Annotated in this window: 10 protein-coding genes and 2 tRNA genes; 7 read left to right on the top strand and 5 right to left on the bottom strand. The window is 62.6% G+C overall.

What is annotated here, in order from left to right; genetic code table 11:
* Positions 1-185: 185 nt before the first annotated feature.
* From lon to P3T20_RS27830, 5 genes are all read left to right on the top strand, one after another.
* Positions 186-2,606, top strand: a complete 2,421-nt coding sequence (lon, locus tag P3T20_RS27850) for an endopeptidase La (protein WP_074264767.1) — start codon at positions 186-188, stop codon at positions 2,604-2,606.
* A gap of 341 nt (positions 2,607-2,947) precedes the next feature.
* Positions 2,948-3,220: an HU family DNA-binding protein gene (locus tag P3T20_RS27845; RefSeq protein WP_007585907.1), complete on the top strand. Its 273-nt coding sequence runs from the start codon at positions 2,948-2,950 to the stop codon at positions 3,218-3,220.
* A 101-nt stretch (positions 3,221-3,321) separates the two neighbouring features.
* Positions 3,322-3,397 (top strand) — tRNA-Val (locus P3T20_RS27840).
* 36 nt (positions 3,398-3,433) lie between these two features.
* Positions 3,434-3,510: transfer RNA gene (locus P3T20_RS27835), tRNA-Asp, on the top strand.
* 86 nt (positions 3,511-3,596) lie between these two features.
* Entirely contained in the window at positions 3,597-5,528 is a 1,932-nt protein-coding gene (locus P3T20_RS27830) for a SurA N-terminal domain-containing protein (RefSeq protein WP_429288458.1), read from the top strand.
* 131 nt (positions 5,529-5,659) lie between these two features.
* On the opposite strand, the gene P3T20_RS27825 is transcribed toward P3T20_RS27830, so the two are convergent.
* Both P3T20_RS27825 and P3T20_RS27820 read right to left on the bottom strand, forming a co-directional pair.
* Complete coding sequence (locus tag P3T20_RS27825; protein WP_074264765.1) at positions 5,660-6,001, bottom strand: hypothetical protein; 342 nt, start codon at positions 5,999-6,001, stop codon at positions 5,660-5,662.
* A 118-nt stretch (positions 6,002-6,119) separates the two neighbouring features.
* Positions 6,120-6,827, bottom strand: a complete 708-nt coding sequence (locus P3T20_RS27820) for an arylesterase (RefSeq protein WP_074264764.1) — start codon at positions 6,825-6,827, stop codon at positions 6,120-6,122.
* Between P3T20_RS27820 and P3T20_RS27815 the strand changes: the two genes are divergently transcribed.
* Positions 6,826-7,512: an ABC transporter ATP-binding protein gene (locus tag P3T20_RS27815; RefSeq protein ID WP_074264763.1), complete on the top strand. Its 687-nt coding sequence runs from the start codon at positions 6,826-6,828 to the stop codon at positions 7,510-7,512. The two genes, P3T20_RS27820 and P3T20_RS27815, sit on opposite strands and share 2 nt — an antisense overlap.
* Positions 7,513-7,546: 34 nt before the next feature.
* Here P3T20_RS27815 and pgi read toward each other — a convergent pair whose 3' ends face one another.
* The 3 genes from pgi to P3T20_RS27800 all read right to left on the bottom strand — a co-directional run bounded on the left by pgi (position 7,547) and on the right by P3T20_RS27800 (position 12,463).
* Entirely contained in the window at positions 7,547-9,169 is a 1,623-nt protein-coding gene (gene pgi / locus P3T20_RS27810; protein ID WP_429288457.1) for a glucose-6-phosphate isomerase, read from the bottom strand.
* 258 nt (positions 9,170-9,427) lie between these two features.
* Positions 9,428-11,023, bottom strand: coding sequence for an NAD(P)H-hydrate dehydratase (locus tag P3T20_RS27805; protein ID WP_429288456.1), 1,596 nt, complete (start codon positions 11,021-11,023; stop codon positions 9,428-9,430).
* Positions 11,024-11,161: 138 nt separating this feature from the next.
* Entirely contained in the window at positions 11,162-12,463 is a 1,302-nt protein-coding gene (locus tag P3T20_RS27800; protein ID WP_429288455.1) for an FAD-dependent oxidoreductase, read from the bottom strand.
* Between the two features lie 314 nt (positions 12,464-12,777).
* Between P3T20_RS27800 and purL the strand changes: the two genes are divergently transcribed.
* A complete protein-coding gene (purL, locus tag P3T20_RS27795; RefSeq protein ID WP_429288454.1) occupies positions 12,778-16,848 on the top strand; it encodes a phosphoribosylformylglycinamidine synthase in 4,071 nt (1,356 codons plus the stop codon).
* Positions 16,849-16,963 lie beyond the last annotated feature (115 nt).

Raw genomic sequence — 16,963 nt, 5'->3', positions numbered from 1 at the left:
TCGGCTTTAAAGGTTTTGCAAAAAAAGCCGTTCATGGCAACGTGAACGGCTTTTTTGTTTATCTTGGGTTAGGATGGTTGTGTTTCCTTTGGAGTCACTGAACTTTTCCCACACGCGGAGGCCTTGTAATCGTTTTTGCAGGCCTCACCTATCGAACGAACTGATACCACTCATGGGGAAATGAAATGTCAGGAACCCAACTCCTCCCGCCGGAACGCACTACGCTCCCGCTGCTCCCGCTGCGTGATGTAGTCGTTTTCCCGCACATGGTGATTCCGCTCTTCGTAGGCCGCCCGAAGTCGATCAAGGCTCTCGAAGCAGCAATGGAAGGCGGCAAGCACATCATGCTCGTCGCCCAAAAGACGGCTGCCAAAGATGAGCCGACCGAAAAGGACATGTACGAAGTAGGGTGTATTGCCAACATCCTGCAAATGCTGAAGCTGCCTGACGGTACCGTGAAGGTGCTCGTCGAAGGCTTGCAGCGTGCGAAGACGCTCTCGATCGAAGAGCAGGAAACCCAGTTTTCGTGCGAAGTCATGCCGCTCGAACCCGACCACGCCGACAGCGCTGAAACTGAAGCGCTGCGCCGCGCGATCGTGTCGCAGTTCGACCAATACGTGAAGCTGAACAAGAAGATCCCGCCGGAAATTCTGACTTCGCTTTCGGGCATCGACGAAGCCGGCCGTCTGGCCGATACGATCGCGGCGCATCTGCCGCTCAAGCTCGACCAGAAGCAACACATCCTCGAGATGTTCCCGGTCATCGAGCGCCTCGAGCACCTGCTCGCGCAACTCGAAGCCGAGATCGACATCCTGCAGGTTGAAAAGCGCATCCGTGGGCGTGTGAAACGGCAGATGGAAAAGAGTCAGCGCGAGTACTACCTGAACGAGCAGGTCAAGGCAATCCAGAAGGAACTGGGCGAAGGCGAAGAAGGTGCGGATCTCGAAGAACTCGAGAAGCGCATCACCGCTGCGCGCATGCCGAAGGAAGCCAAAAAGAAGGCTGACGCCGAGCTGAAGAAGCTCAAGCTGATGTCGCCGATGTCGGCTGAAGCCACCGTCGTGCGCAACTACATCGACACGCTGATCGGCTTGCCGTGGCGCAAGAAGAGCAAGGTCAACAACGACCTCTCGAATGCGGAACGCGTGCTCGACGAAGACCACTTCGGTCTCGAGAAAGTCAAAGAACGCATTCTCGAATATCTTGCTGTCCAACAACGTGTGGACAAGGTCAAGGCGCCGATCCTTTGCCTCGTTGGGCCTCCGGGTGTCGGTAAGACGTCGCTGGGTCAATCGATTGCACGCGCAACGAATCGCAAGTTCGTGCGTATGGCACTCGGTGGCGTGCGCGACGAGGCCGAGATCCGCGGCCACCGTCGGACCTACATTGGTTCGATGCCTGGCAAGATCCTGCAAAGCCTGACCAAGGTCGGCGTGCGCAATCCGCTCTTCCTGCTCGACGAAGTGGACAAGATGGGCCAGGATTTCCGCGGCGACCCGTCCTCGGCGCTGCTGGAAGTGCTCGATCCGGAACAGAACCATACGTTCGCCGATCACTACGTCGAAGTCGATTTCGATCTGTCGGACGTGATGTTCGTTGCGACGTCGAACTCGCTGAACATTCCGCCGCCGTTGCTCGACCGGATGGAAGTGATCCGTCTGTCAGGTTACACGGAAGACGAGAAGGTCAGCATTGCGCAACGTTACCTGTTGCCCAAGCAGAAGAAGAATAACGGCCTGAAGGAAGGCGAGGTCGAAGTCACGGAAACTGCAATCCGCGACATCATTCGTTACTACACGCGTGAAGCGGGCGTACGTTCACTCGAGCGTGAAATTTCGAAGATCTGCCGCAAGGTCGTGAAGATGCTTCTGCTGAAGAAGGCAGAGGGTGCGGTGACGGTCGACGGCAGCAACATTGATACGTTCCTCGGTGTGCGCAAGTACGACTTCGGTCTGGCTGCGAAGGAAAATCAGGTTGGCCAGGTCACGGGCCTCGCGTGGACGGAAGTGGGCGGCGATCTGCTGACCATTGAAGCCGCGGTGATGCCGGGTAAGGGCAACGTGACTCGCACGGGTTCGCTGGGCGACGTGATGAAGGAATCTGTCGAGGCAGCACGCACGGTGGTCCGCTCGCGTTCGCGCCGTTTGGGTGTTAAGGACGAAGCGTTCGAGAAGCAGGACATTCACATTCACGTGCCGGAAGGTGCGACGCCGAAGGACGGTCCGTCCGCCGGTATCGCGATGACGACCGCGCTGGTGTCGGTGCTGACCGGTATTCCGGTGCGCGCCGACGTCGCGATGACGGGCGAAATCACGTTGCGTGGTGAAGTACTGCCGATCGGTGGCCTGAAAGAGAAGCTGCTCGCAGCGCATCGTGGCGGCATCAAGCTGGTGCTGATCCCGGAAGAAAACACCAAGGATCTCACGGAGATTCCGGACAACGTGAAGAATGCGATCGAAATCGTGCCGGTCCGCTGGATCGACAAGGTGCTCGAACTCGCACTCGAACGTGTCCCGCAACCGTTGCCGGAAGAAGAGCCGAAGCCTGCTGCGCCTGTCGCAGCGGAGGCCGGTAAAGACGCCGCAACGGAAGTGGTGAAGCACTAAGCCAACTCGTAGCAGAGTCTGCGCATCAACAGAAACCCGCGGCATTGTCCGCGGGTTTCTGCTATCTGCAGGTCGCACAAGGCATTGCGTTTGCCTTCGTTGTCCCACTCTTTGGATTAATGGCGTCGCATGCAACCCGTCGTTTTGCGTCGCAGCCCCCGGTCGCAAGATTTCGTCATAAAAGCGGATAGCAAAGTCCCCTCGAATCCGGCGCAACCCCGCTTGACATAAGGCTTTCGGCCAATTCTAATTGGTTGGCTCGGCGTCCTTGCCGTGCTGCGTTATTACCCGGCGCTATAAAGCGCCATTACGATTGCCCAAAAACATTCTCGGGGGTTGGAATGAATAAAACGGAATTGATCGATCACATTGCACAACAGGCCGATATTTCGAAGGCGGCGGCGGGGCGTGCATTGGATGCTGTGATCGGCGGCGTCAAAGGCACGTTGAAGAAGGGTGGTTCGGTGACGCTGGTCGGATTCGGCACGTTTGCAGTTGGCAAGCGCACGGCACGCACGGGACGTAATCCGCGCACGGGCGCTGCGATCAAGATCAAGGCAGCCAAGGTGCCCAAATTTAGGCCTGGCAAAGCACTAAAAGATGCGCTAAACTAATCGACTTGCTGCATAAGGGTGGTGCGTTTCGGAAGGCTCAGAATGCTGAAGAGCGCGGCGCGACTTAGGTAGTGGAGAGGTATCACGCAGAATCGCGGAGCGGGTGCTTAGCTCAGTTGGTAGAGCGGCGCCCTTACAAGGCGTAGGTCGGGAGTTCGAGCCTCTCAGCACCCACCAGTTCCCGGTTCAGCATGCAGTGCATACGCAGTATAAGGAGTGGTAGTTCAGTCGGTTAGAATACCGGCCTGTCACGCCGGGGGTCGCGGGTTCGAGTCCCGTCCACTCCGCCAGTATCCTTGAAAGGCGAACTCCGGTTCGCCTTTTTTATTGCCCGCTGTTGTAATATCGGGCGTTCTGTTTTTGGCATCCTTAACGCATGCTCGATTTTTTCCGCAATCACAAACGCCTGATGATGTTCATGCTCATCCTCGTCATCGTGCCGGGGCTGGGTTTTGTGGGTATTCAAGGCTTCCGTGGCTTCTTTGACGAGAGCGCCAACGTCGCCAGCGTCAACGGGCACAAGATCACCCGTGCCGAGTATGACGACGCGATGCGTCAACAACTCGACCGCGCACGTCAGATGCTCGGCGCGAATTTCGACATGAAAATGTTCGACACGCCCGAGCGTCGCAAGCAACTGCTCGACGGGTTGATCGAACAGCGCGTGCTGAACGATGAGACGCAACGTCTTCATCTGACGGCATCCGACGACGCAGTGCGTCGCGTGTTGCTGAACGACCCGGTGATTTCGTCGCTCAAGAATCCTGACGGTTCGATCGACGTGAATCGCTACAAGGAACTGCTCGCCATGCAGGGCATGACGCCCGATCAGTATGACGAGCGCGTGCGCTATACGCTGGCCACGCAGCAGTTGCCGGCCAGCATCGAGGGCAGCGCTTTCACGTCGAAGACACTGGCGCAGAACCTGACGACGCTTGCCGAACAGCAGCGTGAAGTACAGAGTCTCGCGTTCAATCCGCACGACTATCTCGCCAAAATCCAGCCGACCGACGCGCAGTTGCAGGCGTTCTACGACGCGCATCGTAACGACTTTGCGACACCCGTCACCGCGACCATCCAATACCTCGTGATGTCGCCGGACGCGCTGGCCGCAGGTCTGCAACCCTCGGACGCGGATCTGAAAAAGTTCTACGACGACAACATCGCGCACTACCAGACCGCCGCGCAGATGCGCGCGAGCCTGATCCTGGTCTCCGTAGCGCCGAACGCGAGCGCGGAAGACAAGGCCAAGGCGAAGCAGAAGGCCGATGCCCTGCTGGCGCAAGTCAAGGCGCATCCGGACGACTTTGCGAAGATTGCCCAGGAGAGCTCGCAGGATCCTGCTTCGGCTTCGAAGGGTGGCGATCTTGGCTACTTCGGCCGCGGCATGATGGCCGGTGGCCAGGCGTTCGACGACGCTGCATTCAAGCTGAAGAAGGACGAGATCAGCGATGTCGTGCCGACCGACGTGGGCCTGCTGATCCTGAAGGCGACGGATGTAAAGCCGTCTGTCACGCAGCCCTTCGACACGGTCAAGGATTCGATCGCCAAAGACCTGAAGGCTCAACTCGCGGCCAAGGCATTCAGCGACGATTCAGATGGCTTTACGTCGTTGGTGTACGAGAAGGCCAAGAGCCTGCAGCCGGCAGCCGACAAGTACAAGCTGCAGATCCAGACTGCAACGGTGACGCCGCAGCTGAATCCCGCGTTGCCGCCCACGAGCCCGCTGAACAACGCGAAGTTCCTCGCCGCGGTATTTGCGAACGACTCGGTGCAGGCGCATAACAACACGCAGGCTATCGACGCCGGCAGCAACACGCTGATCGCTGCGCACGTCACTGCCTACAAGCCGGCGGCCGTGCCTCCGCTCGACACCGTCAAGGACGCTGTGCGTCAGAAGGTCATCGCCGTACAGGCCGATGAGGCGGCACACAAGGACGGCATCGCCAAGCTTGCCGAGTTGCAGAAGTCGAATGCGACTACCGGTTTTGCGGCGCCACTGAAGGTCTCGCGCAATGACGCCCAGGGCTTGCCAGTCGCCGCATTGAGCGCAATCTACAAGGCCGACCCGCAGAAATTGCCGGCCTACGTGGGTGTCGACCTGGGTGATGCGGGCTATGCGGTGTATCGCGTGAATGCGGTGTTGCCCGGCGCACCGGTTGATCCACGCCGTCTCGTCGCCGCGCAGCAGGAGATCGCGCAGTCGGAAGCGCAATCCGAAGTGGAAGCTTATGTCGAAGCACTGCGCGCGCGTTCGAAGATCAAGTTCTACGGCTCGCTGGATAGCGCTCAAGCGGGTGGCGACTGATTGAGTTGAAGTCCACGCGCGGTGCCAGCAGCAAGCCGCACGCACTTTTCAAGGAATCACAAAAAAACCCCGCATTTGCGGGGTTTTTTCTTATCTGGCGAACTTCACCAGAGGCATTGTTGAGGGGAGCCTTAGAGGCAAGCGCTGATGGAGCTGGTTGCGTCGCTGCTCGCACCGCCACCACCGCTGCGGAAGCCGACCCACGAGCCCGTGCCATTACCCGGGCGTACCACAGCGGCCGCGCCGTTAGGCGGTTGCTGGCCCGGCACATAAACGTCGACAGCCTGATTGTTTGCCAAGGTAGCTTGCGAGACGACCTGCTGTTGAGTGCCATCTGCCCACTTGTGGGCAATACATTGCGCGACGGCTGCTGGAGGTTGCTGGCTTTGTCCCACGGACTGGACGCCAACCGGCGGTTGAGCGGCGCAGGCAGAGATTGCCACGGTCAAAGCGATAAGCGGTAAGTATTTCACGTCATCTCCTCACAAAAGCGCTCAAAAACGAGCCGGATTTCGCGGTTAGCGAAAGTGTCTGATCGACCTTCCCCTGTGCGCGTTCCTCGCTCGTTCGCAACAAGTTGTAAGAAGCTTGTCAGTGTGAGGAACCCGTGCGCAACAACGGCTTGACGGTCGGCCACACGTTGTCAAGTAGCACGGGCTGTGCCTGCTGGGTCGGATGCATCTGATCCGCTTGGAACATGTCTGGTTTGTCCGCGATGCCGGCAAGCAGAAACGGCACGAGCGAAACGTGCAGGTCCTTCGAGATCTGCTCGTAGACTCCGTGGAACTTTTGCGTGTAGTCGGGGCCGTAATTGGGTGGCACGTACATGCCGATCAGCACGACCTTTGCATGCGCCTGTTGTGCCTGTTCGACGATCGTGCGCAAATTGTCCTCGGTGGTCGGCAAGGGGACGCCGCGCAGCGCATCGTTGGCGCCAAGTTCGACGATCACGATGCTCGGTTTGAGGCGCTGTATCAGTTCGGGCATGCGGGCGCGTCCGCCGCTTGTCGTGTCGCCGCTGATGCTTGCGTTTGCAACGCTATAATCGATCCGCTCATTGGCAAGACGCTGGCGCATCAATGCAACCCAGCCCGTATCGCGGGGCAAGCCATACTCGGCTGAAATGCTGTCGCCGAGAACCATGATGACCGGTCTGGCCGTAACGGTTGCGTTGGGTGGATTGGCGGCACGGGCCGCAAGCGGTATTGCCGAAAAGGCCATCATGAAGAGGCCGGCGGCTGTGTTCAAAGCGGCGGCGCGCGGCGCAGCCAGGCGCACTTTCAATCTACGCCTCACCATGCAAAAGAAAACTGATCCAGTCATCGAAGTACGGGGATTGTGCAAGAGGGTTAAGGATGCGACGGGTGAACTGACGATTCTCGATGATATCGATCTTTCCATCGAAGGCGGCAGCAGTGTGGCGATTGTCGGCGCATCCGGGTCCGGCAAGTCTACGCTGCTCGGTCTGCTTGCAGGTTTGGACAGCGCCACCTCGGGGTCGGTTCGGCTGCTCGGTCAGGAACTCACTGAGTTGAGCGAAGACGAACGCGCCGCGTTGCGCAACGGCTCGGTCGGCTTTGTGTTTCAGTCTTTCCAGTTGATGCCGCATCTGACTGCGCTCGAGAACGTGACCTTGCCGCTCGAGTTGCAAGGCGGTATCAGTTCGCGCGATGCGGCAGCGAGAGCGCGCGGCTTGCTTGAACAGGTGGGGTTGGGGCAGCGCACGCGTCACTATCCCAAGCTGCTCTCGGGAGGCGAGCAGCAACGCGTTGCGTTAGCGCGCGCGTTTGTCACGCATCCGGCCATTCTCTTTGCCGATGAGCCGACCGGCAGCCTCGATGCGGCCACAGGCCATGCGGTGATCGATCTGATGTTCGAAATGAACCGGGCCAATGGTGCGACGTTGATTCTCGTCACGCATGACATCGAACTCGCGCGCCGTTGCGATACCACGGTGACGATCGAGGCAGGGCGTCTCGCCTGAGACACTGCCTGCCCCGACACCGGGGTTCACATACTCAACGCTTCAAAGCTGCCCGTGCGCGTGCGATCAATGCCGAGGTCGACGAATCGTGCTTCGCCGGATCGACGCTCGCTGAGGTCAGATCGGCCTCGACCACCTTGCCGAGAATCTTGCCCAGCTCGACGCCCCATTGATCGAACGAGTTGATGTCCCACACCGTGCCCTGCACGAGTACCTTGTGCTCGTAAAGCGCGATCAGTGCGCCGAGCGAACGCGCGGTCAGCGCCTCCAGGATAATCGTGCTCGACGGACGGTTGCCCGGGAACATCAGATGCGGCGCCAGTTCCGGCTTGTCCGGGCCCGCTACCTTCTTCGCTTCCTCGAGCGTACGGCCGAGCATCAGCGCTTCGCTTTGCGCGAAGCAGTTGGCCAGCAGCTTCGGATGATGGCTCACGAGCGGATGCTCGGGCGTGAGCACGGCGATGAAATCGATCGGTACGAGTGTCGGGCCCTGGTGCAGCATCTGGAAAAACGCATGCTGGCCGTTCGTGCCCGGCTCGCCCCACGTGACGGCTGAAGTCGGATAGTCGACCATCGCGCCATCGAGGCGTGCGGACTTGCCGTTACTCTCCATCTCCAGTTGCTGAAGATACGACGGCAGGTAATGCATCGCCTCGGAATACGGCGCGACCAGGTAGCTTTGCGAGCCGAAGAAGTTGCGATACCAGATGCCGATCATCCCGAGCAGTACGGGCAGGTTGCGCTCGAGCGGGGCCTCGCGGAAGTGCTTGTCCATGTCGTCCGCGCCGGCGAGCAGTTCGTCGAACTGCTTCGGTCCGATCGCGATCATGATCGAGAGGCCGACGGCCGACCACAGCGAATAGCGGCCGCCCACCCAGTCCCACATCTGGAAGACGTTCTCTTTGGCGATACCGAACTTGACGACTTCGGCCGTGTTGGCCGACACGCCGACGAAGTGTTTCGCGAGCGCGTTTTCCGGGCAGCCATTCTCGATGAACCAGTCGCGCAGCGAGCGCGCGTTGGTCATGGTTTCGAGCGTGGTGAAAGTCTTCGAGACGATGATGGCGAGCGTCTCTTCCGGGTCGATCTCCTGCATGACGCGGTAGAGATCGGCGCCGTCGACGTTCGACACGAAGTGGCTGGTGATCTCCGGCGAGGCGAGGTGATGCAACGCATTCGTCACCATCTTCGGACCGAGATCCGAGCCGCCAATACCGATATTCACGACATAGCGAATCCGCTTGCCGGTATAGCCGGTCCACTCGCCGCTACGAATCTTGTCGGCAAACGCCGCCATCTTGGCGCGTTCGGCCGTAACTTCTGCATGGAACGGGGCTTTCGGATCGGACGCACGCAGCGCGGTGTGCAGCACTGCGCGGCCTTCCGTCGGGTTGACGATCTCGCCCGCGAACATGGCGTCACGGCGTTTCTCGACACCCGCTTCGCGGGCCACCTGCACAAGCAGCTTGAGAGTTTCGTCCTTGATGCGGTGTTTGGAGAAATCGGCCGCGAGTCCACCGCCAGCGTACGCAAAGCGTTCGGCACGGGTGGGAGCGGGATCGTTCGCGGGGGCGAACCAGTCGCGCATATGCTCATTGCGAATCTTGTCGTAATGGGCTTGCAGCGAGGACCAGGCGGGGAGCGTGTTCAACGTCATGAGATCGTCCGTCTAACGAAGGGGCACGAAAGAAAGGCAGTGCGCGCGAGGCGCAGCCGGTGGGATGCTCGGGCGCGCTATCGGGGCTTCGGGTTCGCAACGGTTCCCGGCCGGACAGCGCAGTACTTCAGTATAGCGGCCTTGACGCGAAGCGGGCAGGCAGTTGGACGCCGGATTCAGATAGCGGGATTGGGCGGGACAAGCCTCGCCCGCTACCCGGGTCCGGCAACGCCGACTCCGGTTTGCACCTCGAGCTGTTCAGGCTGGATAGAACATCCGGTTCAGCAGTTTGCGTACCATCGGCGCCAGTTCGCCTGCCGTCAAGCCTGCGGGGCCGTCCCCCTGGGCTGTTAGCGTATCGGCAGCGAGGCCGTGCAGATACACGCCCGCGAGCGCCGCCTCGTACGGTGGCAGGCGCTGGGCCAGCAACGCGCCGATGATACCGCCGAGCACGTCGCCAGTACCGCCTGTCGCGAGCGCGGCGTTGCCGGTCGGATTGACAGCGAGCCGGCCGTCCGGCGCGCCCACCACCGTACCCGTGCCTTTCAGCACGATGACGCAGGCGAAGCGCGCGGTCAGCGCGCGCGCGGCGGCGAGCCGGTCGCGCTGCACGGTGGGGACATCGCAGCCGAGCAGCCGCGCCGCCTCGAGCGGGTGCGGCGTCAGCACGCACGGATCGCCCTTTGCTCCGCGGGCGGCGACCTTTGCGGCAAGCGCAGGATCCTTCGAGACCAGGTTCAATGCGTCGGCGTCCAGCAGCTTAGGAACGTCGAGCGGCAACACGTCGTGCAGCGCCTGGGTCGCGCGGTCGCGATGACCCATGCCGCAGCCGATCGCCAGCGCGTCCATCTTGTCGAGCGGCAGATCGTCGATGGCGTGCAGCATCAGTTCCGGATGCGGCGGATCGTAGGGCGGGGCGCCTGCGCCAAGCAGCGCCACGTGGATTTTCCCGGCGCCGCAATGTAGCGCCGCGCGCGCTGCGAGAATCGGCGCGCCGCACATACCGGAGTCGCCGCCGACCACGGCGAGGCTGCCGAACGAGCCCTTGTTGGTCGAGAAATCGCGCGAAGGGAGGTACGGCGCGAACAGCGCCGGGGCATTGAGTTGCACACCGCCGGTACGGGCGACCGTGGCCGTCGTGTCCAGACCGATTGGCGCGACGGTCACCGCGCCGGCCAGATCGCGCCCGGAAGCCATGAAGAGTCCTGGCTTGGCGCCGATGAATGTCACCGTGTGCGTGGCTCGCACCCCTGTGCCGGACCCAACCACATTGCCGGTGTCGCTATCGAGCCCGCTCGGCACATCGAGTGCCAATACGCGGCCTTGCCGCTTCGCACGTTGTGACAACTGTTGAGCAAGCGTGGCGAACACGCCTTCGAGCGGCCGGGTCAGGCCGATCCCGAACATGCCGTCGACCAGCCAGCCGTAGCGCTCGAAAGAATCGGGCGCTGACGTGCTGATCGGAACGCCTGCCGCGCGCGCCTCGCCGAGCGCCCAGCGGGCGTCTTCCGGTTTGACTTCGACGGGCATACAGACTTCGACCGCGACGCCGGCGATATGCAACTCGGTAGCGACCACCAGCGCATCGCCGCCATTATTGCCGGGACCGGCGACGATCCAGACCGTCGCGGCAGAACCGCTCGAGCGCTCCGACGCGATCTGCCCGGTCAGGAACAGCGCAGCGGCGCGGCCGGCACGTGCCATCAGTTCGTGCGGCGGCAGCGCGGCCGCAGCGCTGACTTCGAGCGCACGCAGATCGGCGACGCTCAGAAGCGCGAGCGGTCGGTCGTGCGTGTCGATCAGGCCGGAGAGGTCGGAAGGATTGTGGGGACTGACAGATGCGGCTTCGTTCATGGCGGCGTCAAGCGATGGCCCGGGCGGGCACGGAACCGTCATGGTAGTGCGAATGCACGTAAGGCGTGGAACTGTTCGGCCAGGTTTCGTCGCACGACGGCGCCCGAGGACTCCTCAGGGCGCCTCAGTCTCGCGGTCTCAGTATCGAAACCGCTCAGGCCGCAACGCAGCAAGCGTATCCGCCGGCAATTCGGGCGCGCTGCCGCCGATCAGATCCGCCACCAGTTTCGCGGCCCCGCAGGCGAGTCCCCAGCCAGCAGGTCCGTGCCCCACGTTGACGAACAGGCGCGGATGCAACGCATTGCCGACCATCGGCAGGCCATCCGGCGAGAGCAGCTTGAGGCCATCCCACGACAGCGCCGCCGAGATCTTGGCCGCGCCCGGAATCCAGTCGTGCGTGGCCTGACCGAGCAGGGCCAAAGCATCCTTGGTGACCGCTTCGGACAGCGGCTTGTCGGTCTGTCCGGCGCCTTGCAGCACGGCGCCGCCGGCGATGCGCAGCCGGTGATTCATCCGCGTGATGGTGATGCGTTTCACGGCATCGACGATCGCCACATGCGGCACGCATTCTTCGTGCGCGATCGGTGCGGACAGCGTATGCAGCCGCAGCGGATGCAAGGGCACCCGCAGACCGAGCCGCTCGAGCAGCGGCACCGAGCCGGTACCGGCCGCGACCACGATAGCGTCGGCGTTGATCACGTCGACTTCGCGCGACGAAGTGACTTCGCCGAGCCGCGGCGCCAGTTCGACCGCTGCGCGCTCCCCATCGAGCCGGATGGCATCGACCTCCCGGTTCAGCATGAACTGCACGCCGCCTTCGGTATCGAGCGTCTGCTTGATGAGCTTGGTGAAGAGTGGGCAGTTCGCGGTGCGTTCCTGGTCGAACAGCACGCCGCCTGCAAACTCAGGATCGGTCGGCACCGAATGTTCGAACGCCGCGCACTCGGCAGGCGTCATCACGTGGTGCGGCACTTCATACTGGCGCAGCAATTCGAGCGCCTGCTGGGTCAGCTCCCATTCCTGCGCAGAGCGCGTGAGGTAGAGCACGCCCTCCGTCTGTTCATATTCGAGCCCGAAGCGCGCTTCCATATCGGCCATCGCCTCGCGCGATGCCTCGATCAGCGGCCGCAGCAGCCCGTATTGCCGGCTGAAGGCCTGCGGCTCCTGCCATGTTGCCAGTTGCCGCTCGAACAGGCGGGCGCCGCCGTTGAAGCCGGTCTTGCGGATGACGCCGTTTTTGGCGGCCTGGCGGCTCTGCATGAAGGTCGGCCCGAACCAGACGTCGAGCGGCGTCGGCAGGACGGTGCCGCCATGGCCATAGGTCGCGCCCTGCGCGACGGTCGCAAAGCGTTCGACTACGCAGACCCGGTGACCGGCGGCGCGCAACTGATAAGCGGTGGCGACGCCCACAATTCCGCCGCCAATGACGATGACATCCATGTTTGCTTCGATTTTCCGGTGGAACGCGGACTGACGGGCGTTCCCGGTATGCGTGACATGCGGCGCGTGCAGAGGACCGCTGCGCCGATCTGGTGAAACGCCGAATGATAGCAGTCAATCGGCCCAGACGCGCAGGCGTCCGAGGATCGGGAATTCGGCCGGTCGCGCGTGCCGACGCGTGCCAAAACCGCACGCATACACCGCCCGGACGCTTGCGGGAGGGCCGCTCGCGGGTCTTCCCGGGGTATAATCTTGGACTTCTCTTTCGCTTCACGTCGCCTGCACGCGCGACTCATCGACGCAACGTCAAGTCCATGGCCCACTTCTCGTGTTTCCCCGGCGCTTCGGCCCTCTCCGATTTCCGTCAAACCCGCCTGCTCGAGACGCTTACGCGTATCGACTCCAACATCACCGGCGTGCACGGCCAGTATCTGCACTTCGTCAACTCGCAGGCGCCGCTCACGGCTGAAGACAGTGCGAAGATCGAAGCGTTGATGCACTACGGCGACCCGTTCGTCGAGGTCAAGGAACGCGGCAACAGCGAGACCTTTCTCGTGGTGCCCCGTTTCGGCACGGTGTCGCCGTGGGCCAGCAAGGCAACGGACATTGCGCACCACTGCGGCTTGACGCAACTGCGCCGTATCGAGCGCGGCGTCGAATACACGGTGACGCTCAAGAGCGGCCTGCTTGGCAAGAAGACGTTGTCCGACGAAGCGCGCGAAGCTGTCGCCGCCGCGCTGCACGACCGCATGACCGAGAGCGTGGCGCCGTCGCGCGATCACGCCATGCATCTGTTCGACGAACTGCCGGCCAAGCCGCTGCAAACGGTCGATGTGCTGGGCCACGGCCGCGGCGCGCTGGAAACGGCCAACCGGGAACTGGGCCTCGCGCTCGCCGAAGACGAAATCGACTACCTCGTCGACGCCTTCACGAAGCTCGGCCGCAACCCGACCGACGTCGAACTGATGATGTTCGCGCAGGCCAACAGCGAGCACTGCCGCCACAAGATTTTCAATGCGGAGTGGACCATCGACGGCGAGAAGCAGGACATCTCGTTGTTCAACATGATCCGCAATACCGAGAAGCTCAATCCGCAGGGCACCATCGTCGCGTACTCGGACAACTCGGCAATCATGGCCGGCGGCCAGGCCGAGCGGTGGTTCCCGCGCAAGCCGGCGGCTGAAGGCGAACTGGCTGAGCACTACGGGCGCCACGTCGAACTGACGCACACGCTGATGAAGGTGGAAACGCACAACCACCCAACCGCGATCTCGCCGTTCCCGGGCGCTGCGACCGGCGCGGGCGGCGAAATCCGCGACGAAGGCGCCACGGGTCGCGGCGCGCGTCCGAAGGCCGGTCTCGCGGGCTTCACCGTATCGAACCTCGACTTGCCGGATGCGCGCGAAGCATGGGAAAACGCCCGCGACGCCGTTCAGCCGGTTGGCCATCGCAATCCGGCTGACGAGCAGCAAATCTATGGTCGTCCGGACCGCATCGCATCGCCGCTGCAGATCATGATCGACGGTCCGCTCGGCGGCGCGGCGTTCAACAACGAATTCGGCCGCCCGAACCTGGGTGGCTACTTCCGCACTTACGAGCAGAACGTCGCGGGCACCGTGCGCGGCTATCACAAGCCGATCATGATCGCGGGCGGCATCGGCAATATCTCCGATCAGCACACCCACAAGCACGACTTGCCGGAAGGCTCGCTGCTGATCCAGATCGGCGGCCCGGGCATGCGCATCGGCATGGGTGGCGGCGCCGCCAGCTCGATGGCAACCGGCACCAATACTGCTGAGCTCGACTTCGACTCGGTGCAGCGCGGCAACCCGGAAATCGAGCGGCGCGCGCAGGAAGTCATCAACGCCTGCTGGCAGCTCGGCGAGAAGAATCCGATTCTGAGCATTCACGACGTGGGTGCGGGCGGTCTGTCGAACGCGTTCCCGGAAGTGGTGGACGGCGCGAGCAAAGGCGCGATTTTCGAGCTGCGCAAGATCCAGCTCGAAGAGAGTGGCTTGTCGCCACGCGAGATCTGGTCGAACGAAGCGCAAGAGCGCTATGTGCTGGCGATTGCGCCGGCCGATCTGCCGGAATTCCAGGCAATCTGCGAGCGCGAGCGCTGCCCGTTCGCGGTGATCGGCACGGCGACGAACGAACGTCAGTTGAAGCTGATCGACGCCGAAGAGAAAAGCGACGACGCGCACCAGCCGGTCGATATGCCGATGGAAGTGCTGCTCGGCAAGGCACCGCGTATGCATCGCGACGTCAAGCACGTCGAGACCACGCTGCTGCCGGTGGATGTCACCGGTATCAACCTGTCGGAAGTAGCGGTGAGCGTGCTGCGTCACCCGACGGTGGCGAGCAAGTCGTTCCTGATTACGATCGGCGACCGCTCGGTGGGCGGCACAACCGCGCGCGACCAGATGGTCGGTCCCTGGCAGGTGCCGGTTGCCGACGTGGCGATCACCACGATGGACTATGCCGGCTACCGCGGCGAAGCCATGACGATGGCCGAGCGTACGCCACTCGCCGTGATCAATCCGCCGGCGTCGGGCCGTATGGCAGTCGGCGAGGCCGTCACGAACATTGCGGCGGCGCCGATCGCGTCGCTGGACAAGCTGAAGCTGTCCGCGAACTGGATGGCCGCTTGCGGCGCGCCGGGTGAAGACGCGGCGCTGTACGACACGGTCAAGGCGATCGGCATGGAACTGTGCCCGGCGCTCGGCATCAGCATTCCGGTGGGCAAAGACTCGCTGTCGATGCGCACCAAATGGGACGACCAGGGCGTGGCGAAGGAAGTGGTCGCGCCGGTCTCGCTGATTATTTCGGCGTTCGCGCCGGTCGAAGACGTACGTGGTCATCTGACGCCGCAACTGCGTCGCGTCGACGAAGCGGGCGACTCCGTGCTGATCGCGATCGACCTGGGACGCGCCAAGCATCGCCTCGGCGGCAGTATCCTCGCGCAGGTTACGCAGCAGGTGGGCGACACGACGCCGGATGTCGACGACGCCGAAGACCTGAAGCGTTTCTTCGCCGCGATCCAGGCGCTGAATAGCGACGGCAAGCTGCTCGCGTACCATGACCGCTCTGACGGCGGCCTGTGGGCGACGGTCTGCGAAATGGCGTTTGCGGGTCACGTCGGTGTGTCGCTGAACGTCGATATGTTGACGCTCGATCCGAATCACGAATTCGACTACGGCGACGCCAAAGACTGGGCCAAGCAGACCAGCGGCCGCCGTGAAGACCGCACGATCCGCGCGCTCTTCAACGAGGAGCTGGGCGCGGTGATTCAGGTGCGTGCTCAGGATCGCGATGCGGTGCTGGCCTCGCTGCGAGAACATGGCCTGTCGGCATGCTCGCACGTGATCGGTAAGCTCAACGAACGCGACGCGATCGAAATCTATCGCGACGCGAAGAAGATCTACGAAGCGCCGCGTACGGAACTGCATCGTGCGTGGAGCGAAGTGAGCTGGCGCATTTCGCGTCTGCGCGACAACCCGGCTTGTGCCGATGCCGAATACGACGCGCTGCTCGATGCCGCCGATCCGGGTATCACGCCGCAGCTGAGCTTCGACCCGGCGGAAGACGTGGCCGCGCCGTTTGTCGCCAAGGGGGCCCGCCCGCGCGTGGCGATCCTGCGCGAGCAGGGCGTCAACTCGCACCTCGAAACCGCGTATGCATTCGACCGCGCCGGTTTCGACGCCTACGACGTGCATATGAGCGACCTGCTGGCTGGCCGCGCCACGCTCGCCGATTTCGCGGGTGCCGTTGCATGCGGCGGCTTCTCTTACGGCGACGTGCTGGGTGCAGGCGAGGGCTGGGCGAAGACGATCCGCTTTAACGCGCAACTGGCCGACATGTTCGCCGCCTTCTTCGCCCGCAAGGACACGTTTGCACTCGGCATCTGCAACGGCTGCCAGATGATGAGCAGCCTTGCATCGATGATCCCCGGTGCCGAGGCATGGCCGAAGTTCACGCGCAACAAGTCGGAGAAATTCGAAGCGCGCTTCTCGCTGGTCGAAGTGCAGCAGTCGCCGTCGCTGTTCTTTAGCGGCATGGAAGGCTCGCGCATTCCGGTGGCCGTCGCGCACGGCGAAGGTTTCGCGGACTTCTCGCAGCAAGGCGATGCGTCGAAGGTGGCGGTGGCGATGCGCTTTGTCGACCACCGCGGCCAGGCTACGGAGCAGTATCCGTTCAACCCGAACGGCTCGCCGGATGGCATCACTTCGGTGACAACGCCTGATGGCCGCTTCACGGTCCTGATGCCGCACACCGAGCGCGTGCATCGCACGGTGCAGATGAGCTGGCATCCGCAAGGCTGGAACGCGAACGACGGTAGCCCGTGGTTGCGCGTGTTCCAGAACGCGCGTCGCTGGCTGGGTTGAGGCGCGTACGCTGCTGAAGGGAAGGGGCCGCGGCAAGCAAGCCGCGGCGGGTGTGGCAGTGGCGGTGGGTGTAGCGGCGGCGGATGTGGCAGCGGCGACGGTGAAAATCTGCCGC

The sequence above is a fragment of the Paraburkholderia sp. GAS206C genome, assembly GCF_050435645.1.
Lineage (GTDB): Bacteria > Pseudomonadota > Gammaproteobacteria > Burkholderiales > Burkholderiaceae > Paraburkholderia > Paraburkholderia phenazinium_B.
This window is presented reverse-complemented; position numbering and strand designations above follow the sequence as displayed.